The 20,232-nt window shown below is 70.7% G+C and carries 23 protein-coding genes; 20 read left to right on the top strand and 3 right to left on the bottom strand.

The genetic code is table 11. The features are described 5' to 3' along the window. Window positions 1-34: 34 nt before the first annotated feature. From HUT12_RS14075 to HUT12_RS14145, 15 genes are all read left to right on the top strand, one after another. Window positions 35-1,597, top strand: a complete 1,563-nt coding sequence (locus HUT12_RS14075; RefSeq protein WP_176093673.1) for a class I adenylate-forming enzyme family protein — start codon at window positions 35-37, stop codon at window positions 1,595-1,597. Continuing rightward, window positions 1,594-2,430 (top strand): enoyl-CoA hydratase/isomerase family protein, encoded by an 837-nt coding sequence (locus HUT12_RS14080; protein WP_176093674.1) that lies wholly within the window; start codon window positions 1,594-1,596, stop codon window positions 2,428-2,430. The genes HUT12_RS14075 and HUT12_RS14080 overlap by 4 nt, the downstream gene beginning before the upstream one ends. 59 nt (window positions 2,431-2,489) lie before the next feature. Next, window positions 2,490-3,167 (top strand): TetR/AcrR family transcriptional regulator, encoded by a 678-nt coding sequence (locus tag HUT12_RS14085; RefSeq protein WP_161594924.1) that lies wholly within the window; start codon window positions 2,490-2,492, stop codon window positions 3,165-3,167. A gap of 132 nt (window positions 3,168-3,299) precedes the next feature. Further along, complete coding sequence (locus tag HUT12_RS14090; RefSeq protein ID WP_176093675.1) at window positions 3,300-4,313, top strand: LysR family transcriptional regulator; 1,014 nt, start codon at window positions 3,300-3,302, stop codon at window positions 4,311-4,313. Between the two features lie 197 nt (window positions 4,314-4,510). Further along, window positions 4,511-5,590, top strand: coding sequence for an ABC transporter substrate-binding protein (locus HUT12_RS14095; protein ID WP_176093676.1), 1,080 nt, complete (start codon window positions 4,511-4,513; stop codon window positions 5,588-5,590). A gap of 17 nt (window positions 5,591-5,607) precedes the next feature. After that, complete coding sequence (locus tag HUT12_RS14100) at window positions 5,608-6,411, top strand: ABC transporter ATP-binding protein (protein WP_131052317.1); 804 nt, start codon at window positions 5,608-5,610, stop codon at window positions 6,409-6,411. After that, complete coding sequence (locus HUT12_RS14105) at window positions 6,408-7,292, top strand: ABC transporter permease (RefSeq protein ID WP_131052309.1); 885 nt, start codon at window positions 6,408-6,410, stop codon at window positions 7,290-7,292. The genes HUT12_RS14100 and HUT12_RS14105 overlap by 4 nt, the downstream gene beginning before the upstream one ends. A gap of 3 nt (window positions 7,293-7,295) precedes the next feature. Further along, a complete protein-coding gene (locus HUT12_RS14110; protein WP_131052308.1) occupies window positions 7,296-8,444 on the top strand; it encodes an acyl-CoA dehydrogenase family protein in 1,149 nt (382 codons plus the stop codon). A gap of 3 nt (window positions 8,445-8,447) precedes the next feature. Further along, the gene (locus tag HUT12_RS14115) at window positions 8,448-8,966 is read left to right on the top strand and encodes a gamma carbonic anhydrase family protein (protein ID WP_131052307.1); all 519 of its coding nucleotides are present in this window, start codon (window positions 8,448-8,450) and stop codon (window positions 8,964-8,966) included. Between the two features lie 12 nt (window positions 8,967-8,978). Then, on the top strand, window positions 8,979-10,139 hold the full coding sequence (locus tag HUT12_RS14120; RefSeq protein ID WP_176093677.1) for a CaiB/BaiF CoA-transferase family protein: 1,161 nt from the start codon (window positions 8,979-8,981) through the stop codon (window positions 10,137-10,139). 68 nt (window positions 10,140-10,207) lie between these two features. Beyond that, window positions 10,208-10,543 carry a hypothetical protein gene (locus tag HUT12_RS14125; RefSeq protein ID WP_131052305.1) on the top strand — a complete coding sequence of 112 codons (336 nt, stop codon included), beginning with the start codon at window positions 10,208-10,210 and terminating at the stop codon, window positions 10,541-10,543. 53 nt (window positions 10,544-10,596) lie between these two features. Next, window positions 10,597-11,382 (top strand): spermidine synthase, encoded by a 786-nt coding sequence (locus HUT12_RS14130; protein ID WP_176093678.1) that lies wholly within the window; start codon window positions 10,597-10,599, stop codon window positions 11,380-11,382. 96 nt (window positions 11,383-11,478) lie between these two features. Then, window positions 11,479-11,826, top strand: coding sequence for a helix-turn-helix transcriptional regulator (locus tag HUT12_RS14135; RefSeq protein ID WP_131052303.1), 348 nt, complete (start codon window positions 11,479-11,481; stop codon window positions 11,824-11,826). Then, the gene (locus HUT12_RS14140; RefSeq protein WP_176093679.1) at window positions 11,823-12,290 is read left to right on the top strand and encodes an SRPBCC domain-containing protein; all 468 of its coding nucleotides are present in this window, start codon (window positions 11,823-11,825) and stop codon (window positions 12,288-12,290) included. Before HUT12_RS14135 ends, HUT12_RS14140 begins: the two co-directional genes overlap by 4 nt. After that, window positions 12,287-12,643, top strand: coding sequence for a nuclear transport factor 2 family protein (locus HUT12_RS14145; protein ID WP_131052301.1), 357 nt, complete (start codon window positions 12,287-12,289; stop codon window positions 12,641-12,643). The genes HUT12_RS14140 and HUT12_RS14145 overlap by 4 nt, the downstream gene beginning before the upstream one ends. A gap of 95 nt (window positions 12,644-12,738) precedes the next feature. On the opposite strand, the gene HUT12_RS14150 is transcribed toward HUT12_RS14145, so the two are convergent. Continuing rightward, on the bottom strand, window positions 12,739-12,927 hold the full coding sequence (locus HUT12_RS14150) for a DUF397 domain-containing protein (RefSeq protein ID WP_176093680.1): 189 nt from the start codon (window positions 12,925-12,927) through the stop codon (window positions 12,739-12,741). After that, the gene (locus HUT12_RS14155) at window positions 12,924-13,778 is read right to left on the bottom strand and encodes a helix-turn-helix transcriptional regulator (protein ID WP_176093681.1); all 855 of its coding nucleotides are present in this window, start codon (window positions 13,776-13,778) and stop codon (window positions 12,924-12,926) included. The genes HUT12_RS14150 and HUT12_RS14155 overlap by 4 nt, the downstream gene beginning before the upstream one ends. Before the next feature lie 410 nt (window positions 13,779-14,188). Here HUT12_RS14155 and HUT12_RS14160 point away from each other — a divergent pair, with 410 nt between their 5' ends. The 3 genes from HUT12_RS14160 to HUT12_RS14170 are packed head-to-tail and all read left to right on the top strand — an operon-like array spanning window position 14,189 to window position 15,632. Further along, window positions 14,189-14,407 carry a hypothetical protein gene (locus tag HUT12_RS14160; protein ID WP_176093682.1) on the top strand — a complete coding sequence of 73 codons (219 nt, stop codon included), beginning with the start codon at window positions 14,189-14,191 and terminating at the stop codon, window positions 14,405-14,407. Next, window positions 14,395-14,676 (top strand): hypothetical protein, encoded by a 282-nt coding sequence (locus tag HUT12_RS14165; RefSeq protein WP_254876821.1) that lies wholly within the window; start codon window positions 14,395-14,397, stop codon window positions 14,674-14,676. The genes HUT12_RS14160 and HUT12_RS14165 overlap by 13 nt, the downstream gene beginning before the upstream one ends. A gap of 14 nt (window positions 14,677-14,690) precedes the next feature. Then, window positions 14,691-15,632 carry an acyltransferase domain-containing protein gene (locus HUT12_RS14170; protein ID WP_176093683.1) on the top strand — a complete coding sequence of 314 codons (942 nt, stop codon included), beginning with the start codon at window positions 14,691-14,693 and terminating at the stop codon, window positions 15,630-15,632. A gap of 21 nt (window positions 15,633-15,653) precedes the next feature. Here HUT12_RS14170 and HUT12_RS14175 read toward each other — a convergent pair whose 3' ends face one another. Beyond that, complete coding sequence (locus tag HUT12_RS14175; RefSeq protein WP_176093684.1) at window positions 15,654-17,129, bottom strand: NAD(P)/FAD-dependent oxidoreductase; 1,476 nt, start codon at window positions 17,127-17,129, stop codon at window positions 15,654-15,656. A 326-nt stretch (window positions 17,130-17,455) separates the two neighbouring features. Here HUT12_RS14175 and HUT12_RS14180 point away from each other — a divergent pair, with 326 nt between their 5' ends. Both HUT12_RS14180 and katG read left to right on the top strand, forming a co-directional pair. Then, window positions 17,456-17,881 (top strand): Fur family transcriptional regulator, encoded by a 426-nt coding sequence (locus HUT12_RS14180; protein ID WP_176093685.1) that lies wholly within the window; start codon window positions 17,456-17,458, stop codon window positions 17,879-17,881. 40 nt (window positions 17,882-17,921) lie between these two features. Then, complete coding sequence (katG, locus tag HUT12_RS14185; protein WP_176093686.1) at window positions 17,922-20,198, top strand: catalase/peroxidase HPI; 2,277 nt, start codon at window positions 17,922-17,924, stop codon at window positions 20,196-20,198. The last annotated feature ends 34 nt before the right edge of the window (window positions 20,199-20,232 follow it).

Here is a 20,232-nt window from a genome sequence, read left to right on the forward strand (position 1 = left end):
CATATTCGGAAGCACATTCTGCGGGAGTGAGCCGGTGAGATCCTTGGCCTCGGTCGGACCGGGTGACTGGCCCACCATGAGTGCGCACGCCTACCCGGACGCACCGGCGTTGCGGACCCCCGACGGGGTCGCGCTGACGTTCGCCGGCCTGGAGGCCCGCGCGTCGCGGCTGGCGAGCGCGTTACGGGCGGCCGGCATCGCACCGGGCGAACGGATAGCGATCCTGGGCACCGACAGCGTCGGCTACGCGGTGACGCTCTTCGCCTCGCTCAAGCTGGGCACGATCGGCGCGCCGCTGAACTACCGGCTCGCCGCTGCCGAGCTCTCCGCGTTGACGGCGCTGGCCGACCCGGCCGTGCTGGTGCTGGAGTCGCGCTACGCACACCTGCTCGACGACCTGCGGGCTGCGGCACCGGGGCTGCGCCTGGTGTTGACCCTGGACGGACCGTCGGCCGGGATCGCCTCGATCGAGGAGTTCGGCGACGCGCACGACCCGCCCGGCCCGGCCAGCCTGCCGGCCGCGACCAGCGACGACGACGTGTTGCTGTGGATGTTGACCAGCGGGACCACCGGCACCCCTCGGGTGGTCGCGCAGACCCAGCGGATGCTCAAGGCGAACACCGCCAAGGGCGTGCTCGAACAGGGATTCCAGCCGGGGGAGTGCCTGTACGCGGGCACCCCGCTGTTCCACGTCTCCGGGATGGGCTGGCTCTACTACGCGATCTCCCGGGGCGCGGCGCTCATGCTGCTCCCGCAGTTCGACGCGGCGGCGGTGCTGGGCTGCCTGCGTAGCGGCGTGGTGACCCGGTGCCTGCTGGTGCCGAGCATGGTCGTCGCACTGCTCGACCATCCGGACGCGGGTGCGGTCCCCGCCCTGCGCAGCATCGCCTACGGCGGCTCCGCGATGCCTCCCGAGCTCGTCCGTCGGCTGCACGAGACGTTCGGCTGCGACCTGTACAACACCTTCGGCGCCGGCACCGAGGGGGGTGGCCAGACGATCCTGCGTCCGGCCGACCACCGTGCCGCGTTCGCCGGGCAGCCGCACCTGCTCGGCTCGATCGGCCGTCCGATGTTCGGCGTCGACCTGCGGTTGTGCGACGCGGACGGCAACGAGGTCGGCGTCGGCACGGTCGGCGAGATCCGTACGCGCAGCGACACGGTGATGAGCGGCTACGTCGGGAACCCCGAGCTCACCGCCACCAAGGTGGTCGACGGCTGGATCCGCAGCGGAGACATGGCCTGGCGGGACGACGAGGGTTACCTGTATCTCGCCGGCCGCGTCGACGACATGATCCTGCGCGGCGGCGAGAACGTCTTCCCGGCCGAGATCGAGAACGTGCTGGTGGACCACCCGACGGTCGCCGAGGCGGCGGTGGTCGGCCTGCCGGACCAGCGGTGGGGGCAGATCGTCGTGGCGGCTGTCGTCGCCGGGCCCGGTGCCGTGCCCGACCCCGACGAGCTGCGGGCCCACTGCCGGTCCCGGCTGGCCGGCTACAAGACACCGGCGCGGGTCGTGGTCGTCGCCGCGCTGCCGAAGAACGCGTCCGGAAAGACGGTCCGTGCCGCACTCGCCGCCGACCTGGCGGTGACCACGTGAGCGCCCCGGAGCACGGCGTCCCGCCGGCCCGACCGGCCGACCCGGGGGCCGCGTCCGGCGACACCGATGCGCAGGCGGTGCGGGTGACCCGCGACGGACCGGTGCTGACCGTCACGATCGACCGGCCGGCACGACGCAACGCGATGACCTATGCGGCCTGGGACGAGCTGGGCGCGGCCCTGAGCGAGGCGGCGGCCGGCGACGCCCGGGTGGTGGTGGTGACCGGCACCGCCGGGGCGTTTTGCAGCGGTGGCGACCTTGACGGCGGCGACCGGGCGCCGCATCCGCACGCGCAGCTCGCGGCCGTCGCCCGCACCTGTCAGACCCTGGTGTCGCTCCCGCAGCCGACGATCGCACAGGTCGACGGGCTCGCCGCCGGCGCCGGCTTCGGCCTGGCGTTGGCCTGCGACTTCGTGGTGGCCAGCAGGCGGGCACGATTCGGCACCATGTTCCTGGCCCGTGGTCTGTCGCCGGACTTCGCCACATCGTGGCTGTTGCCCCGGCTGGTCGGGCCACGCCTGGCCACCCGGCTGTGCCTACTGCCGGAGATCGTCGACGCCGACCGCGCCCACGAGTGGGGTCTGCTGGAGGACGTCGTGGAGCCGGACGAGTTGCCCGGACGGGTCGAGGCCCTCGCCGCGCGACTGGCGGCGGGCCCACCGATCGCGACCCGGCTCACCAAGCAACTGCTCCGCGACTCGTTCGCCCGTGGCGTCGAGGAGTCCCTCGCCGCGGAGACGATGGCCCAGTCGATCAACCGGCTCTCGGCGGACGCGCAGGAGGGGATCGCGGCGTTCCGCGAACGCCGTCCCGCCCGGTTCGAGGGGCGATGACGGACAAGTCCGGTGCTGCGGAGTGGACGGCGGGCCGTTCCGTCGCCACGATGTCCGACGTGACGGTGAAAGCCTCCGCGGTGAAGGTAGCCGCGTCGCGCGTGGTCGCAGCTCCGGCTCAGCCCCGCACCCCGGCCCAGCACGACCGGCGTAGTCGCGTCCTGGCCAGCGCCTCGGCGATGCTGGCCACGGGTGGCGAGGACGCGCTGCAGATGAAGCGGGTCGCCGAGGACGCGCGGGTGTCGCTGGCGACGGTGTACCGCTACTTCCCGTCCAAGGACCATCTTCTCCTGGCGATGGCCCGGGCCCGGTTCGAGCGGGCGCTGGTCCGGGTCCAGCAGGCCGACATCGACCTGGCCGGCTCGACCGCGGGCGAGCGGGTCAGCGCGTACCTGTTGCGGGAGTTCGCCGCGCAGCAGCGTCAACCGCACGTCACCTCGGCGTTGGCGCGGGTGCTGATCGGCACGAACCCGGACTACCGCGAGACCCACGACGAGGTCCAGCAGATGCACCTACGGCTGCTCTCGGTGATCGCGCACGGCCACGACAGCACCCCCGGGTACGAGGCGTGGATGGTGCTGCGGGTGGTGGCCGGCTGCTTCGGCTCGGCCACCCGCAACTGGATCGCCGGTCTGCTCTCGGCGGACGAGGCGCGGTTCGAGATCGCGCTGGCGTGCCGGTTGCTGGACCTGCCGCCGGAGTCGGTCGGCAGCAGAACCGGTTCTGTCTCTCCGTGACGTTGATCGCTGCGGCTGTCTCTGACCAGGCACTATCGGCGATATCGCGCGTTAACGCAACCGTTGAAAACCAGACTTGATTCTGGAACACTCGCCGGCTAGAACCCCCGGCGATGATGCGTGAGGTGCGGGATGACCAGCATCGAGGTTCGTCAGCTCGAGTACTTCCTGGCCGTTCACGACTACGGCGGGGTGACCCGCGCGGCCAAGGCCCTGCACCTGTCGCAGCCGTCGCTGTCCCAGGCGATCCGCAGCCTCGAACGGCAACTGCGCACCGACCTGTTCCTCCGGGTCGGCCGTGGCCTGGTGCTCTCCGCGGCCGGGCAGGCCCTGGTCGGCCCCGCCCGCCAGGTCGTCCGCTCGGTCGAGCGGGCGCAGGTCGCCGTGCAGCGGGTCCGTGAACTACACGCGGGGCAGATCTCCGTCGCCGCCGGGGCGGGACTCGTCGCCGACCCCCTCGCCCCCTGGCTCGGCCGCTTCCGTCGCAAGTATCCCGACACCGTGGTGCGGGTCGAGGAGAGCGAGAGTGACGACGGCGTCGCCGAACTCGTCCGCTCCGGCGACTGCGAGCTGGGCCTGACCGCCGGCCTGATCGTCTGCGACGAACTGGAGCAGTTGCTGGTCAGCGAACAACACGTCGTGCTGGTCTCGCCGCCCGGCACGCCCTGCTCGGGTGGGCCGGTGCCGCTGGAACAACTCGCCGGTGTGCCGATGGTCGTCGGTGACCGTCGGGGCCAGGCCTGGACGGACGTGGAACGGGCGATGGCGGCGCGGGGCGTCGCCGCCACGGTCGTCGTGGAGGTCGCCCGCACCTCCTCCACCATCCCGCTCGTGCTGGCCGGGGTCGGCTCGACGTTCCTGACCCTGCGCCTGGCGATCGAGGCTCGGGCACGAGGCGCGGTGGTCCAGGAGATCACGCCCGCGCAGGTCCGCCGGCTGCGGCTGCTCCGCCGTCCGGGGGACCGGTCGGTCGGCGTCAACGCCCTCACCGGCGTGATCCACGCCGACGCGAAACGGTGGGTCACCGCGCTACAGGAGCAGCAGGACCTCGGCCTCGGTCTGGTCGCCGCCGGGGCCGCCGTCGATGCCCGCATCCGCGACGCCCGCGCGGCCGCGGCGAGCCGCCAGGTCCGCCTCGCAAGCTGACGCATGCGCGTCGCCGAATGCGACCGATACTTCCCCGCTATGGGTGCAGTCGAACTAGGTATGCGGTAGACCGAATCGTACGTTGACCACCGCTCCCCAGGCCGTGACGATGATTTCGAGCACATTTCCTGTGACCCTCACGCATCTGCATTCGCAGGATTTATTCCAGGCTTTGGAGGAATTCGGTGGCTTCGACGATGAAAAGGCGCAGGGCGCTGGCGATGGTGGCCGCGCTCGCTCTCCTACCTCTTACCGCGTGTGGCGACGACGATTCCGGCACCACGGGTGCCGACGGCGAGATGACGCTCCGCCTCGGATTCGCCGGAGCGGTGTTGTCGCCCGGTGCCGCCATGTACACCTCGCTGCCCGACCTGCTCGGCTTCTGGGGCGAGGACAAGCTCACGGTCGAGATCACCCGGATCGAGGGCACCGCCGTGGCGCTGTCGGCGATGGTCGGTAACCAGATCGACGTCGCCGTCGTCTCCGGCGAGGCGGTCGTCCCGCCGATCTCCGAGGGACAGCCCTTCGTGATCCCGTACTCGCTGAGCCAGCGCGGCATCGTCGTCACCGCCGTGCCCGCGAACAGCGCGATCAACGGTCTCGGCGACCTGGGCGGCAAGACCGTCGGCGTGCCGAACCTCGCCAGCGGTGCGGTCACCTTCACCAAGGCCGGTGCGGCCGAGGCCGGCGTCGACCCGAACAGCATCACGTTCGTCGCGATCGGCACCGGCGCCCAGGCCGCCAACGCCATCAGGAGCGGTCAGGTCGACGCGGTCAGCGACACCGACACCTCGGTCGTCGGCTTCCAGCAGGCCGGGACCGAGCTGAAGCTGCTCGACAGCGCGATCAACGACAAGCTCGTCATCGGCGTCGTCGCGGCGACCACCACGTCCAACATGAGCGGAAAGAAGGACGCGCTGGAGGCGTGGGCCAGGGGCGTCGCCAAGGCCACCGAGTGGATGCAGGCCAACCCCGAGGAAGCGGTCAAGCTGCACTACCGCAAGTTCCCGGAGACCAAGCCCGCCGGTGACGACGCGGCGGTGATCGCCTCCGGCGTGGCCCAGGTGACGGCCCGACTACAGGCGATCAAGGCGGCGGACAACGGCGAGTACGGCTCGATCCGCCCCGACCAACTGGAGTACATCGTCGGCTACCTCACCGAGAACGGGCAGCTCACCAAGCCGGTCGAGGTCGGCGCGATCTACGACGGGTCCCTGATCGCCGGCGTCAACACCTTCGACAAGGCGGCCGTACGTGCCGTGACAGCACCCAGCTGATGGAGGTCAGCGTGACCATGCAATCCACAAGCGGACCGGGTGCCGTCGGCGTGGCCCCCGGGATCGAGGTCAGCGGGGTGTCGAAGACCTTCCGCACCAACGCCGGTGACGTGGTCGCGCTGACCGACATCGACCTGGAGGTCCGGCAGGGCTCGTTCGTGTCGCTGGTCGGCCCGAGCGGCTGCGGCAAGTCCACCCTGCTCCGGATCGTCGCCGGGCTGGAGACCAGCAGCGGTGGCACGACCAAGGTGGCCGGCACACCGGTCGACGGGCCGCGACGGGACTTCGGCATGGTGTTCCAGCAGCCGGTGCTGCTGCCCTGGCTGACCATCTTCCGCAACGTCATGCTGCCGGCCGACGTCGCCCGGGACCGCTCGCCCCAGGCCCGCCAACGGGCTGCCGACCTGCTGGAACTGGTCGGTCTCGACGGCTTCCAGCATCGTTACCCCCGTGAGCTGTCCGGCGGCATGCAGCAGCGTGCCGCGCTCGTCCGGGCCCTGATGAGCCGACCCAGCCTGCTGCTGATGGACGAGCCGTTCGGTGCCCTCGACGCCCTCACCCGCGAGACGATGAACTCCGAACTACTGCGGATCTGGTCGGAGACCGGCGCCACCACGCTGTTCGTGACGCACTCGATCGCCGAGGCGGTGTTCCTCAGCGACGTCGTGGTGGTGCTCTCCGGCCGTCCCGGCACGATCCTCGACCAGGTCCGGATCGACCTGCCCCGTCCCCGCACGTTCGACGTCATGGACTCGCCGGAGGCGTCGAGGCTGACCAGCCACATCCGTGGACACCTGCATGCACGAGGAGCGGTGGGATGACCGTGACCAGGAGCGAGCCCGTCCAGGGCGAGGCCGGGGCGACCGGTCCCGAGCAGCCGGCCGCGCGCAGGCGTCGGTCCCGGTCACTCGTGCGCCGGTACCCCACGCTCATCGTCAGTCCGTTGATCGCGCTCGTCGCGCTCACCGCCTGGGTGTCGGCCATCGAGATCTTCGGTGTGGAGCCACTGATCCTGCCGCCGCCGCTGGACGTGCTCGACGAACTGTGGATCATGCTCACCGGCACGGAGTTGTACCGGAACCTGCTGGTGACGGTCTCCGAGTTCGGTATCGGGTTCGTGCTGGGTTCGGTCTCGGCGATCATCGTCGCGGCGGTCCTGGTGCGCATCCCGCCTCTAGAGAAGGGCTTCTCCCCGTACATCATCGCCTTCCAGAACTTCCCCAAGATCGCCATCGCGCCCATGCTGGTCACCTGGTTCGGCTTCGGCATGGCACCCAAGATCGCGCTGGCCACCGTGCTGGCCTTCTTCCCGGTGTTCGTCAACGTCATCGTGGGACTCAAGTCCTCCACCCGCGAACAACGCGACCTGATGCGGATGCTGCAGGCATCGGAGTGGCAGACGTTCCGGATGCTGCGGGTCAAGGTGGCGTTGCCGTACATCTTCGCCGGTCTGCGGGTCGCCGCCGTGTTCAGCCTGCTGGGCGCGATCACCGGGGAGTTCATCAGCTCCTCCCAGGGGCTGGGCTACATGCTGTTGCAGCGCAACGCCCAACTGCACGTCGACGGGGTCTTCGCGCTGCTGGTGGTGATGGCGGCGATCGGCCTGGCGGTGCACGGCATCCTCGCGCTGCTCAACCGGAAGATCATCTTCTGGGAGGACCACGACCAGGCCAAACGGCCGGCACAGGAAGAGAGCGTCTGACCGATGCGGCGCACGTTGTTCGCACCGGAACACGAGGAGTTCCGGCACCTGGTCCGCAAGGTGATCGAACGGGAGGTGTCGCCGTACCACCAGCAGTGGTGCGAGGACGGCATCGTGCCCCGCGACCTGTTCCGCACCCTGGGCGCGGTGGGGGTGATGGGATTCTCCGTCCCGGAGGAGTACGGCGGAGCGGGCACCGTCGACTACCGCTACAACGTGGTGATCCAGGAGGAGACCGCCCGCGCCGTGGTCACCCTCGGCGGTCTGCGTACCCACCTGGACATCGTGCTGCCGTACCTGCTCGCCTTCGCCGACGAGGGCCAGCGGGAGCGGTGGTTCCCCGGGTTGGCCTCCGGTGACCTGTACACCGCGATCGCGATGAGCGAACCCGGCGTCGGCTCCGACCTCGCCGGCATCAGCACGGTCGCGGTCCGCGACGGCGACCACTACGTGGTCGACGGTGCGAAGACGTTCATCACCGGCGGGGAACTGGCCGATCTCGTGGTCGTGGTGGTCCGCACCGGACGGGAACCGGACGACCGCCGGGCCGGGCTCTCCCTGCTCGTCGTGGAGAAGGGCACGCCGGGCTTCACCGTCGGGCGTCGACTGCACAAGATCGGACTCGCCACCCAGGACACCGTGGAGCTGGCCTTCGACGGGGCGCGCGTCCCCGTCGCCAACCGGCTCGGGCCGGAGGGCGCCGGCTTCACCGCGCTCACGCACAACCTCGCCCAGGAACGCCTCGCGATCGCCGTCGGTGCCGTCGCGCAGGCCACCACCGCTCACGAACACACCATCCGGTACGTCCGCGAGCGGACGGTCTTCGGCCGCCCGCTCGGGCACTTCCAGAACACCAAGTTCGAGCTGGCCGCGATGGCGGCCGAACTGGAGGCCGGGCAGGCACTGCTCGACACGGCGGTGCGGGCGCACCTGGACGGGGAACTGACCCCGGCCGACGCGGCCAAGACGAAGCTGTTCTGCACCGAGATGCAGGGCCGCGTCGTCGACCGGTGCCTGCAACTGCACGGCGGGTACGGCTACGTCACCGAGTACCCGATCGCCCGGATGTACGCCGACGCGCGGGTCACCCGCATCTACGGCGGCACCAGCGAGGTCCTCAAGAGCATCATCAGCAAGTCCCTGGAGCTGTGACCCGTGCCGATCTACGCCCTCGGGGACCTGGTCCCCGACATCGACCCCTCCGCGTACGTCCACCCGGACGCGGTCGTGATCGGCCGTGTCCGCCTCGGAGCCGACACCTCGGTGTGGCCCGGCGCGGTGCTGCGCGGTGACGGCAACGAGATCGTCATCGGCGCGGGCACGAACGTCCAGGACGGCACTGTCGTCCACGCCAGCGAGCGCCACGCCACCCGGGTCGGCGAGCGCTGCGTCATCGGGCACCTCGCCCACCTGGAAGGCTGCGTCGTCGAGGACGACGCGCTCGTCGGTTCGCAGGCCGTCGTGCTCGCCGATGCCGTGGTCGGTGCCGGCGCGCTGGTCGGCGCGGCGGCGCTGGTGCCACCCCGCTTCGTCGTCCCGCCCCGCACCATGGCACTCGGCGTGCCGGTGTCGATCCGCGACACCCCGCCCGATGCCGACGTCCTGCGGATCAACGCCGCGCGCTACGTCGAGTCGGCACGCCGGTACCGCACCTCACTCCGCCGGATCGACTGAAGGGCAACATCGATGCAGCAGCAGATACCGGCGCTGGACGGGGTCCGGGTCGTCGAACTCGGCCAGCTCATCGCCGGACCGTTCTGCGGCCAGTTGATGGCCGACTTCGGCGCCGACGTCGTCAAGGTCGAACAGCCCGACCAGGGCGACCCGATGCGTCACTGGGGCCACAGCAAGAACGGCAGGTCGCTGTCGTGGAGCGTGATCGCGCGCGGGAAGCGCAGCGTCACCGCCGACCTGAAGTCCGCCGACGGCAGGGCCTTCGTCCTCGCGCTCGTCGCACAGGCCGACGTCCTGGTGGAGAACTTCCGACCGGGCACCCTGGAGCGCTACGGGCTCGGCTGGGACGAACTGTCCGCCGCCAACCCGCGACTGATCCTCATCCGGGTCAGCGGCTTCGGCCAGACCGGGCCGTACGCCACCCGGGCCGGGTACGGCTCGATCGGTGAGGCGATGGGCGGCCTGCGGCACCTCGTCGGCGACCCGGACCGGCCACCGAGCCGCACCGGACTGTCGATCGGGGACATGCTCGCCGGGATGCACGCCGCGTACGGCGCCCTCCTCGCGCTCTACGCCCGCCAGCGCACCGGCGCCGGCCAGGTCGTGGACGTCTCCATCTACGAGTCCGTGCTGGCCATGACCGAGGCACTGGTGGCCGACTACGCCATCGCGGGTGTCACGCGGCAGCGTTCCGGGGCCGTGCTCCCCGGCATCGCACCGTCCAACGTGTACCCGACCTCCGACGGCGACTTCGTGCTCGTCGCGGCGAACCAGGACACCGTGTTCCGCCGCCTCGCCGCCGCCATGGGGCGACCCGACCTGGCCACCTCGCCGGAGTACGCCACCCATGCCGCCCGTGGCGTACGCCAGCGCGAACTCGACGACCTGATCGCCGGTTGGACCGTGCACCACCGGGCCGACGAGATCCTGGCGGTCCTGGAGCAGCACGGGGTGCCGGCCGGCCGGGTGTACACCGCCCGCGACATGCTCGACGACCCGCAGTTCCAGGCGCGGGAGAGCATCGTGCGGGTGCCCGATCCCGACCTCGGTCCCATCCCGATGCAGAACGTGGCACCACGCCTGTCGGCCACCCCCGGCACGATCCGCTGGCCCGGCCCGGCGCTCGGCGCCCACGACGCGGAGGTGCGGGCGGCCCTCCTGCCAGGTGAGTAGGGGAGGGCGGTGCGGGTGGCGTCGCCGTTATGTGCAGGTCCGGCGGGAGTCCGGGTACCCTCGGGCGGGTGCGGATCATCGCGTTCATGGCTGTCCTCCTCGTCGTGCTGGCCGCCGTTGCGCTCATCGGAGGGGTGCTGACGGCGGGCACCCGACGTCGCCGTCACGCGGCGCAGGTGTCGGCGCGGTGGACGGTGCGCCACTACGCCATCCCGGGGCGTGGGCACACCGTGGTCGGTGTCAGCCTCACCGACGCCGACGGCCGGATCCACGGTGAGAACGTGGTCGCCCGCATCCCGGACGGCGCTCCCGACTGGCAACGCGACTTCGTCGCGGCCCGCCAGGAGGCCGAGGAGCGCGCCTTCCACCTGAACAGCGACCGCCCGCCGATGCTCGGGAGCTGAGGCCGTCGGGTCGTGCGGCCCCGGCCCCGGCGGGTCGACTAGCCTGCCTGCTCATGGAGGCCACCGACGACCGGCTGGAACTGGTCGTCGACCCGGCCCGGCCCACCGGGCGCACGCTTCTGGCCGGTGGCGTCGAGCAGTCGTACGTGGATCTCGCCGACCCCACCTACCTGCACTTCGAGTACGTGCGTCGGATGGCCGCCGTGGCCGATCTCGCCGCACCGGCCGGTGATCCGCTCGACGTGCTGCACCTGGGCGGCGGCGCGCTGACCCTGCCGCGCTACGTCGGTGCGACCCGGCCCGGCTCGGCACAGGTGGTCGTCGAGCGGGACCCTGCCGTGGTCGACCTGGTGACCCGGGACCTGCCGCTGCGGCAGCCCGGGGTCGAGATCCGGGTGGACGACGCGCGCGAGGCCGTCACCGAAGCCCCCGCCGACGCGTACGACCTGGTGTTCGCGGACATCTACCGGGCGGCCCGGATGCCGCCGCACGTGGCCACCGTGGCGTTCGCCGCCGAGGTCGCCCGGACGCTGCGGCCGGGCGGCGTCTACCTGGTCAACGTCACCGACCTGCCGCCGCTGGTCCTCGCCCGGGTGCAGGCGGCCACCCTGCGCGCGGTCTTCGCCGACGTCTGTGTCGTCGCCGACCGGCGGATGCTGCGCGGCCGGCGGTACGGCAACCTGGTGCTCGCGGCGGCCAGGAGCCCGGGTCGGCTACCGGTGGCGCGCCTGACACAGCGGGCACGCCGTGACCCGGTACCCGGCGACGTGCTGCACGGACCGACGCTCGACGTCTTCGTCGGCGGTGCCCGACCGCGCACCGACGACGCCGGGCACTGACACCCGGCCTTCTCCGCCAGCGTGACGCCTGCCCGTCGACGGCGTATTGGCAAGCAAGTGCTTGTGCAAACAGTGGCTTGTATTAGGGTTGGTGTCATGCCAGCCTCGCTCGTCGCACCCGGGCCTGACCTCGACTCGGCCTTCGCCGCACTCGGTGATCCCGTCCGCCGTGCCCTGGTGGCTCGCCTCGCACAGGGTGATGCCACGGTGGGTGAACTCGCCGCGCCGTTCGCCATGACCCCGCAGGCGATCTCGCACCACGTCGGTGTCCTGCGGCGGTGCGGTCTCGTGGAGCAGCGGCGCGAGGGCACCAAGCGTCCGTGCCGGCTCCGGGTCGACCACCTGTCGCAGCTCAGCACGTGGATCGACGATCAGCGCCGCATCTGGGACGACCGGCTCGACGTCCTGGCGCAGCACCTAGCCGACGACGGAGCGCCACGATGACCGCCCGCGCGGAACTGCACGGCGACGAACTGATCGCACGGCGGCGTCTCCCGGCGGCACCGGAGCGGGTCTGGGTGGCCTTCACCTCGCCGTCCGGCATCGCGGCGTTCTGGGGCGGTACGCACGCCACCGTGCCGCCCGAGTCGGTGACCGTCGACCTGCGTCCCGGTGGAGAGTTCGCGCTCGACACCCGTGGGCCGAACGGCGCGACCCGGCGGCTCCGGTTCGTCTATGTGAGCGTCGACGCACCGCACCGGCTCGTGTTCGACGAGTCCACCACGGGCCTGCGGACCACCGTCACCGTTCACCCGGCCGACGGTGGCGCGGATCTCACGGTTCACCAGCGCCGACTGCCGCCCGAACTGCGGACGGCCCAGGCAGCCGACGGGCTGGCCTCGATTCTCGACGCACTAGCCACTCACTTGCACCATTCCGATATCACGCCAGGACGGAGCACCCGATGACCCAGCAGACCCAACGCCACCTCGTCGCGGAGTACTTCGAGGGATTCCGGACGAGCGACCACCGGCGAATCCTCGCGACCCTCAGCGACGACGTCGAATGGGTCATCCACGGCCACCGCACCACCCACGGCAAGACGGCGTTCGACGGCGAGATCGAGAACCCGGGTTTCACCGGCAGCCCCGAACTCGACGTGCAGCGTGTCTACGAGGACGGCCCGGTCGTCGTCGCCACCGGCGAGGGACGTGGCACCAGCGTCGATCACGGGCCGTTCCGCTTCGCCTTCAACGATCTGTTCACGTTCCACGACGGGTTCATCGCCCGCGTCGACTCCTACGTCGTTCCGCTGTCCTGAGGCACGCGGTGCCGGGTCGATCACCGCGCAGGGCTGTGGAAGGTGGTGGTTGGCGAGTGTGGTGACCGACTGCCACCACACTCGCTGACCGGTGCTCAGGCGTCGAAACGGCTGGCCTTGATGCCCTGGACGAAGTCGGTCCACTGGTCGGCGGTGAAGGACAGCGTCGACCCCTGCCGGTCCTTGCTGTCGCGGACCATGACGATCTGGGACGGGGTGGCAACCTCGACGCAGTTGCCGCCCCCGTTGCTGCGCGTGCTCTTCTTCCACCTCAGTGCCGTCATGTCTGTTCCTCCGCGATCGATGCGATGAGCTTGCGGGACTGCGCTTCGGTCAGCGCCGGCTTCTCCATGGCGGTCCACGCCTCCCCGTACGTTGTGACCTCGCTCGGCTTGTCGAGGTACAGGGCACCGGTGAGACTGTCGGAATAGATGATCGACGGTTCGGTTCCTCCGTCGAAGTCGAGGATCGTGAACGTGCCGCTGGTCATGTTGCCCAGGTGCAGACCGACGGCGATCGGGACCACCCGCAGCGAGACGTTCGGCTGTCGACTGACCGTGACCAGGTGCTGTAGCTGCTCCGTATCCGCACCGCGCCGTAGGACGGACTCGTCGAGCAGTACGTCGAACTGTGGGGCACGGGGCGTGAGGCGTGTCAGGAGAGCTTGTCGACCAAGGCGCACGGCCACGCCTCGCTGTATCTCCTCGCGGGTCATCTCGGGTCGGGCCACCTCGTAGACGCGGGTGGCGTACGCCTTTGTCTGCAAGAGGCCAGGGACAAGCTGCGCTTCGTAGGTTCGCAGGCGAGCGGCTGCGGCTTCCAGCCCCACGTACAGCTCGAACCACTCAGGGATGGCGTCGCCATACGAGTGCCACCAGCCACGGCCCTTCGTCTCCTTGGCGAGGCCCATCAGTGCCTCGGTCAATTCTGGTGACGCTCTGTATATCTTGCACATCGCTTCGACGTCGAGCGAGCGCATCGAGGTGGCGCCCGTCTCGATGCGCCAGATCTTCGGGGTCGACCATTCCAGCGACTCGGCTGCCGCCTTGATCGTCATGCGGGCTTCCTCGCGAAGCTGCCGCAGGTACCGACCGAGCTGGCGCCTCGGGACTGTTGAGCCGGTATCTGTCGTCACTGACCTATCCCTCTCCGTGACTACATACCGGGCGATGCCTGCGCTCGGTATGTAACACCTGTCGGCCACGCTTAGCAAACGAATCTATCAATATGAAATACCCCAATACGTTTCATTCAAAGTGAAATATTGCACTATCCACGCCTGTCGGGGAATCTGGCACCGGGTGTGGCGGCCGGATGACCGTGCGTGGCCCGGTCGCCATGCTCCCTATCGACAGGGGGCGGTATGTCCTGGCATCTGACCTACGACCAGTTCCTGCTTGCGGCGGCTCTCACGCTTGCGCGTCGGCATCGGCCGAGGTGGAACCACCTGCTGAGGCGGGTGACGTGTCGGTGTGGTCGGGATCTGCCGTGTCGGGTGCGGTACCGGGTGCCCGTCAATCGGGGCCACTGGCCGGGGGAGGCGTCGTGACGGCGCACGGACCGGTGGTGCCGATCTGGACGTGCGCGGGCTGTGGTGCGCCCTGGCCGTGTCGGACACGTCGTCAGGAACTGCGGGCCGAGTACGACCGGGCTCCGGTCTCCCTGACGCTCTACATGGGTTCGTGCCTGTTGGCGGCGAGTCGGGACATGGGGTGGGCTCCGGCGGGGCTGCTGCACCGGAGGTTCCTCGGATGGCTGACCTGAGCAGACCCCGGGCCGGTGACCTGCTGCGGGTGGGGCCGGAGGCCAGTGTGCAGTTCGTCCGGCCGATCCTGTTCCGGGTGATCCGGGTGCTGGAGTGGACCACGTACGACGGGTGGCGCTGGCTTGAGGGTTACCAGGTCAACGATCGGGGAGAAGCGGTCCACCGCAGGGCGATCTTCGTCCAGCCGGCCGGACTGCGGACTGTCCCGGCACCCGTGGTGGCCGCGCACCCCCGCCAGAGGAGGGCTCCCAAGAAGTCACCTCGCTGAGTAGGTTCGTCGATGTGGACCTGGAGGACATCGCCGCCCGGCTCGGCGTACCCGTCGAGGACGTCACGCGCGTCGACCGGCTCGCCGGTGACCGGCCGTCGGCCCCGTTGCCCGCGAAGGCCGACGCGCCCGAGATCCTGGACCGGCTCGCCGTACGCCCGGACGACGCCGCCGAGATCCTGGCCGGCTGGCCCGATCCCGACTCGGCGCTGTGGACCCCGGAGCTGCGGTGGCTGCTCGACCGTTCGATCGCCCTGGTCCGCGCCGACCTCGGCGGACACGAGTGGCTGCCGCCCGGCCCGGAGGTGCCCCGCGATCGCGGACCCGCCTGGCGGCACCTGTACGTGTACGCGTACCTGGCCCTGCTCGACGTGGTGCGGGCCTTCCACCGCGACCACGGCGTCCCCGAGGCGGTGTCCTGGACGACCCTGGCGGACCTGGGCCGCAACCTCGCGATCGACCGGCGGATGCACCGCGAGGGCTGGCCGGTCATGCAGAGCTGGTTGACCCTGCACGCGCGCGGCAGCGTCTACGAGCTGGGCCGGTTGCAGCACCAACGCGGCGACACCATCGGCCTGCACGTCCCCGAGTCGGGGCCGCTGAGCCCGCAGGCGGTCGACGACTCGCTCGACCGGGCCCGCGTCTTCTTTCCGCGCCACTTCCCCGACGAGGAGTACACGGCGTTCTCCTGCGGCTCGTGGCTGCTCGACCCGCAACTGCGGGAGTACCTGCCGGAGGACTCCCACATCGTCCAGTTCCAGCGCCGGTTCACCCTGGAGCCTTACGAGGAGCCGGAGGGACTGGCCGCCGACGTCGAGGTGCGGCGGTTCGTGTTCCGCAGCCTGAGCACGCCCCTGGACGACCTGCCGCGCCGCACCGTGCTGCACCGCGCGGTCGTCGACCACCTGCGCGCGGGTCGCCACTGGCACTGGCGTCGGGGGCATTTCCCGATCTGACCATCCGCGTCGGTGCCGGAGTCAGCCGGTCGGCTGCTCCGGCGCGCCGTGCCGCGCGGCCTCCGGTCCCGGCACGGCCGCCCGCTGTCCGGGTGCGTCGGCACCTGTCGGCCCGTCCGACCCGGTGGCGGCCGCGGTCACCGCGGGCGTGGCGGACTCGGTGGCCCCCCGCAACGCGGTACGCGCCAGCACCTGCTGCAACGTCACGGTCCGCTCGGAGCGGCCCCGACCGATGAAGCTGACGAACCAGTGCAGTACGGCGGTGACCCGGTTCTTGAAGCCGACCAGGTACAACAGGTGCACGGCGAGCCAGAGCAGCCACCCGGTCAGTCCGGCCAACCGCAGCCGACCGACGGTGGCCACCGCCGAGAAGCGCGAGATGGTCGCCATGCTGCCCTTGTCGCGGTATCGGAAGGGCTGACCCGCCGGCTCGCCCCGCAGTCGGCGCAGGATCTGTCGGGCCGCGTACCGTCCGCCCTGGATGGCCACCTGCGCCACGCCCGGGAGCCGGTCCAGCGACATCAGGTCGCCGACGACGAACACCTCGGGATGCCCGGGCAGGGTCAGGTCCGGCTCGACCTTGACCCGACCGGCCCGGTCGGTCTCGGCGCCGGCCCGGGAGGCCAGGTGCGCGCCCAGCGGTGACCCCGACACCCCGGCCGCCCAGATCTTCGTCCGGCACTCGATGCGCCGTCGCCGGCCGTCCCGGTCGGCCACCTCGATGCCGTCGTCGTCCACGCCCACCACCGTGGCGCCCAGCTCCACGTCGACACCGAGGCGGTGCAACTGCTGCAACGCCTTGCCGGAGAGCCGGTCCCCGAACGTGCCGAGGACCGAGTCACCGGCGTCCAGCAGGATGATCCTGGCCTTGCGGGGGTCGATGCGGCGGAACTCGCCCGGCAGGGTCCGGTGCGCCAGCTCGGCGATCTGCCCGGCCATCTCCACGCCGGTGGGTCCGGCGCCGACCACCACGAACGTCATCCACCGGGCGATCGTCGCCGGGTCGGTCTCCAGCTCGGCCAGCTCGAACGCCCCGAAGATCCGTCCGCGCAGTTCGAGCGCGTCGTCGATGCTCTTCATGCCGGGCGCGTGCTCGGCGAACTCATCGTGGCCGAAGTACGACTGCGTCGCCCCGGCGGCGACGATCAGGCTGTCGTACTCGACGCGGAACGTGGTCAGCGGCGCGTTCGCGGTGACCGTCCGGGTCTCCAGGTCGATGTCGGTGACCTCGCCGAGCAGGACCTCGGCGTTGCGCTGCCGACGCAGGATCTCGCGGGTGGCGGGCGCCACCTCGCCGGGGGAGAGGATGCCGGTGGCCACCTGGTAGAGCAGCGGCTGGAACAGGTGGTGGGTGGTCCGCGCGACCATCGTCACGTCCACCGGTGCGCGGCGGAGCGCCTTGGCCGCGAAGAGCCCGCCGAAGCCGGATCCGACGATCACCACCCGGTGCCGCCGGTCACCGGTGCCCGTGCCGTCGGCGGTCCTGTCTCGGTTCATCTGCGCTCTCCGTCCCGGTGTGAGCCACGCCCTCGGGCGTCTGCACGTCATCCTCAGGCGCGCTCCCGGCCTGGCGGAACCGGCGGCTCGATCAATCTGTTCTGATTTCCGGTGCGTCGGCGGCGAAACCCGCACCGTGGTGGCTCCGGCCACGCCCGGAGCAGGGCGCCGTGTCCGGCACCGTGCGCCGTCCGTTGCCTCTGTGGCGGTGCTCACCGGCGTCGCCCGTCGCCCATGCGAGGGTCGACGCGAACAGACCGTGACACGGACGTGCGGAGCGTCAGCAAACTTGATTGATTCCAAAAGAGTGGAGTAGGTTGGCCGGCATGACGTCCGACTTCGAGGCCCAGCTCCGCGCGGTCTCGTTGCGCGTGACCCGGCCTCGACTGGCGGTGCTCGCGGCGCTGCGGGACCACCCGCACGTCGACACCGACGCGGTGACCCGGCTGGTACGAGCCGACCACCCCACCGTGTCCCACCAGGCCATCTACGACGTGCTGCGGGCGCTGACCGACGCCGGTCTGGTGCGGCGCATCCAGCCCGCCGGAGCCGTCGCCCGATACGAGTCCCGGGTGGGGGACAACCACCACCATGTCGTCTGCCGCTCCTGCGGCGCGATCGCCGACGTGAACTGCGCCGTCGGCGACGCACCCTGTCTCACCGCCTCCGACGACCACGGTTTCGTGGTCGACGAGGCGGAGGTCGTCTACTGGGGCACCTGCCCCGACTGCGACCGCACGCACCACCAGTGACACGCACCACCAGTGATCCGCCAGGTCGGAAGGAAGCACATTGAGTAACCCACAGCACGACGGTCCGTCGAGTGCCCAGGGCGTGGACAAGAAGGCCGAGTCCGGCTGCCCGGTCGCGCACGACTCGGTGACCGCGCACGGCAGCGAGAGCGAGAACCCGGCGATCGACTCGCCCACCCCGAAGACCGGCGGTCGCCCGCACACCAACCGGGACTGGTGGCCCAACCAGCTCGACCTCTCGGTGCTGCACGCCCACTCGTCGAAGGGCAACCCGCTCGGCGCCGACTTCAGCTACGCGCAGGCGTTCGCCAAGCTCGACGTCGAGGCGCTCAAGCGGGACATCACCCAGGTCCTCACCACCTCGCAGGACTGGTGGCCGGCCGACTTCGGCCACTACGGCGGTCTGATGATCCGGATGAGCTGGCACGCCGCCGGCACGTACCGCATCGAGGACGGCCGTGGCGGCGCGGGTGACGGCGGGCAGCGCTTCGCCCCGCTCAACAGCTGGCCGGACAACGCCAACCTGGACAAGGCCCGCCGCCTGCTGTGGCCGGTCAAGCAGAAGTACGGCCAGCAGATCTCCTGGGCCGACCTGCTCGTACTCGCCGGCAACGTGGCCCTGGAGTCGATGGGCTTCAAGACCTTCGGCTTCGCCTTCGGCCGCCCCGACGTGTGGGAGCCCGAGGAGATCTTCTGGGGTCCGGAGGACACCTGGCTCGGTGACGAGCGCTACGTCTCCGAGCAGGAGATGTCCCAGGGTGTCGGCGCGACCGAGATGGGCCTGATCTACGTCAACCCCGAGGGCCCCCGTGGCAGCGCGGACCCGCTGGCGGCGGCGCACTTCATCCGGGAGACCTTCGCCCGGATGGCGATGAACGACGAGGAGACCGTCGCGCTCATCGCCGGCGGCCACACCTTCGGCAAGACCCACGGTGCCGGCGTCGCCGACGACCACGTGGGCCCCGAGCCCGAGGGTGCCCCGCTGGAGGCGCAGGGCCTCGGCTGGCTGAGCACGCACGGCAGCGGCAAGGGCGCCGACACGATCACCAGCGGCCTTGAGGTCACCTGGACCGACCGGCCGACCGAGTGGAGTAACCGCTTCTTCGAGATCCTCTTCGGCTACGAGTGGGAGCTGACCACCAGCCCGGGTGGCGCCAAGCAGTGGGTCGCCAAGGACGCCGAGGCGATCATCCCGGACGCCCACGACCCGTCGAAGAAGCACAAGCCCACCATGCTGACGACGGACCTGTCGCTGCGCGTGGACCCGGCGTACGAGCGGATCTCCCGGCGGTTCCTGGAGAACCCCGACGAGTTCGCGCTCGCCTTCGCCAAGGCGTGGTACAAGCTGCTGCACCGCGACATGGGTCCGGTCAGCCGCTTCCTCGGCCCGTGGGTCCCCGAGGCCCAGCTCTGGCAGGACCCGGTGCCGGCCGTCGACCACGAGTTGGTCGGTGACGCCGACGTCGCCGCCCTCAAGGCCAAGGTCCTGGAGTCCGGGCTGAGCACCGCCCAGCTCGTCTCCACCGCGTGGGCCTCGGCCGCCAGCTTCCGCTACACCGACAAGCGGGGCGGCGCCAACGGTGCCCGGATCCGTCTCGAGCCGCAGCGTAGCTGGGAGGTCAACCAGCCGGAGCAGCTCGCCGCGGTGCTGAAGACCCTGGAGGACATCCAGCGGGAGTTCAACTCCGCCGGTGGCGCGAAGATCTCCCTGGCGGACCTGATCGTGCTGGCCGGCTCGGCCGCCGTCGAGAAGGCGGCGCGTGACGCCGGGGTCGAGATCACCGTCCCGTTCCACCCGGGTCGCACCGACGCCAGCCAGGAGCAGACCGACGTCGAGTCGTTCCGGGTCCTGGAGCCGCGTGCCGACGGGTTCCGCAACTACCTGCGTCCGGGTGAGAAGACCCAGCCGGAGGTCCTGCTCGTCGACCGGGCCTACATGCTCAACCTGACCGCGCCCGAGATGACCGTCCTGATCGGTGGCCTGCGCTCCCTCGGGAACAACGTCGGCGACAGCCGCCACGGCGTCCTCACCGACCGGCCCGGCGTGCTCACCAACGACTTCTTCGCCAACCTGCTCTCCCCGGGCACCCGGTGGAAGGCGTCGGAGTCCGAGGAGAACGTGTACGAGATCCGCGACCTGGCCACCGACGAGGTGAAGTGGACCGCCACCGCGGTCGACCTCGTCTTCGGCTCCAACTCGCAGCTCCGGGCGCTCGCCGAGGTCTACGCCAGCGACGACGCCCGCGGCAAGTTCGTGGCCGACTTCGTCGCCGCCTGGACCAAGGTGATGGAACTCGACCGGTTCGACCTGGCCTGATCCACGTCGCACCGCAGGGGCCCCGGCCGATCGT

The organism is Verrucosispora sp. NA02020 (assembly GCF_013364215.1).
Taxonomy (GTDB): Bacteria; Actinomycetota; Actinomycetes; order Mycobacteriales; family Micromonosporaceae; genus Micromonospora.

Excerpts from the sequence above, each read along its gene's own strand:
- HUT12_RS14090 (WP_176093675.1), top strand. The coding sequence starts at position 3,300 with ATGACCAGCATCGAGGTTCGTCAGCTCGAGTACTTCCTGGCCGTTCAC.
- HUT12_RS14095 (WP_176093676.1), top strand. The coding sequence starts at position 4,511 with ATGAAAAGGCGCAGGGCGCTGGCGATGGTGGCCGCGCTCGCTCTCCTA.
- HUT12_RS14100 (WP_131052317.1), top strand. The coding sequence starts at position 5,608 with ATGCAATCCACAAGCGGACCGGGTGCCGTCGGCGTGGCCCCCGGGATC.
- HUT12_RS14105 (WP_131052309.1), top strand. The coding sequence starts at position 6,408 with ATGACCGTGACCAGGAGCGAGCCCGTCCAGGGCGAGGCCGGGGCGACC.
- HUT12_RS14110 (WP_131052308.1), top strand. The coding sequence starts at position 7,296 with ATGCGGCGCACGTTGTTCGCACCGGAACACGAGGAGTTCCGGCACCTG.
- HUT12_RS14120 (WP_176093677.1), top strand. The coding sequence starts at position 8,979 with ATGCAGCAGCAGATACCGGCGCTGGACGGGGTCCGGGTCGTCGAACTC.
- HUT12_RS14130 (WP_176093678.1), top strand. The coding sequence starts at position 10,597 with ATGGAGGCCACCGACGACCGGCTGGAACTGGTCGTCGACCCGGCCCGG.
- HUT12_RS14135 (WP_131052303.1), top strand. The coding sequence starts at position 11,479 with ATGCCAGCCTCGCTCGTCGCACCCGGGCCTGACCTCGACTCGGCCTTC.
- HUT12_RS14140 (WP_176093679.1), top strand. The coding sequence starts at position 11,823 with ATGACCGCCCGCGCGGAACTGCACGGCGACGAACTGATCGCACGGCGG.
- HUT12_RS14145 (WP_131052301.1), top strand. The coding sequence starts at position 12,287 with ATGACCCAGCAGACCCAACGCCACCTCGTCGCGGAGTACTTCGAGGGA.
- HUT12_RS14150 (WP_176093680.1), bottom strand. The coding sequence starts at position 12,927 with ATGACGGCACTGAGGTGGAAGAAGAGCACGCGCAGCAACGGGGGCGGC.
- HUT12_RS14165 (WP_254876821.1), top strand. The coding sequence starts at position 14,395 with ATGGCTGACCTGAGCAGACCCCGGGCCGGTGACCTGCTGCGGGTGGGG.
- HUT12_RS14175 (WP_176093684.1), bottom strand. The coding sequence starts at position 17,129 with ATGAACCGAGACAGGACCGCCGACGGCACGGGCACCGGTGACCGGCGG.
- HUT12_RS14180 (WP_176093685.1), top strand. The coding sequence starts at position 17,456 with ATGACGTCCGACTTCGAGGCCCAGCTCCGCGCGGTCTCGTTGCGCGTG.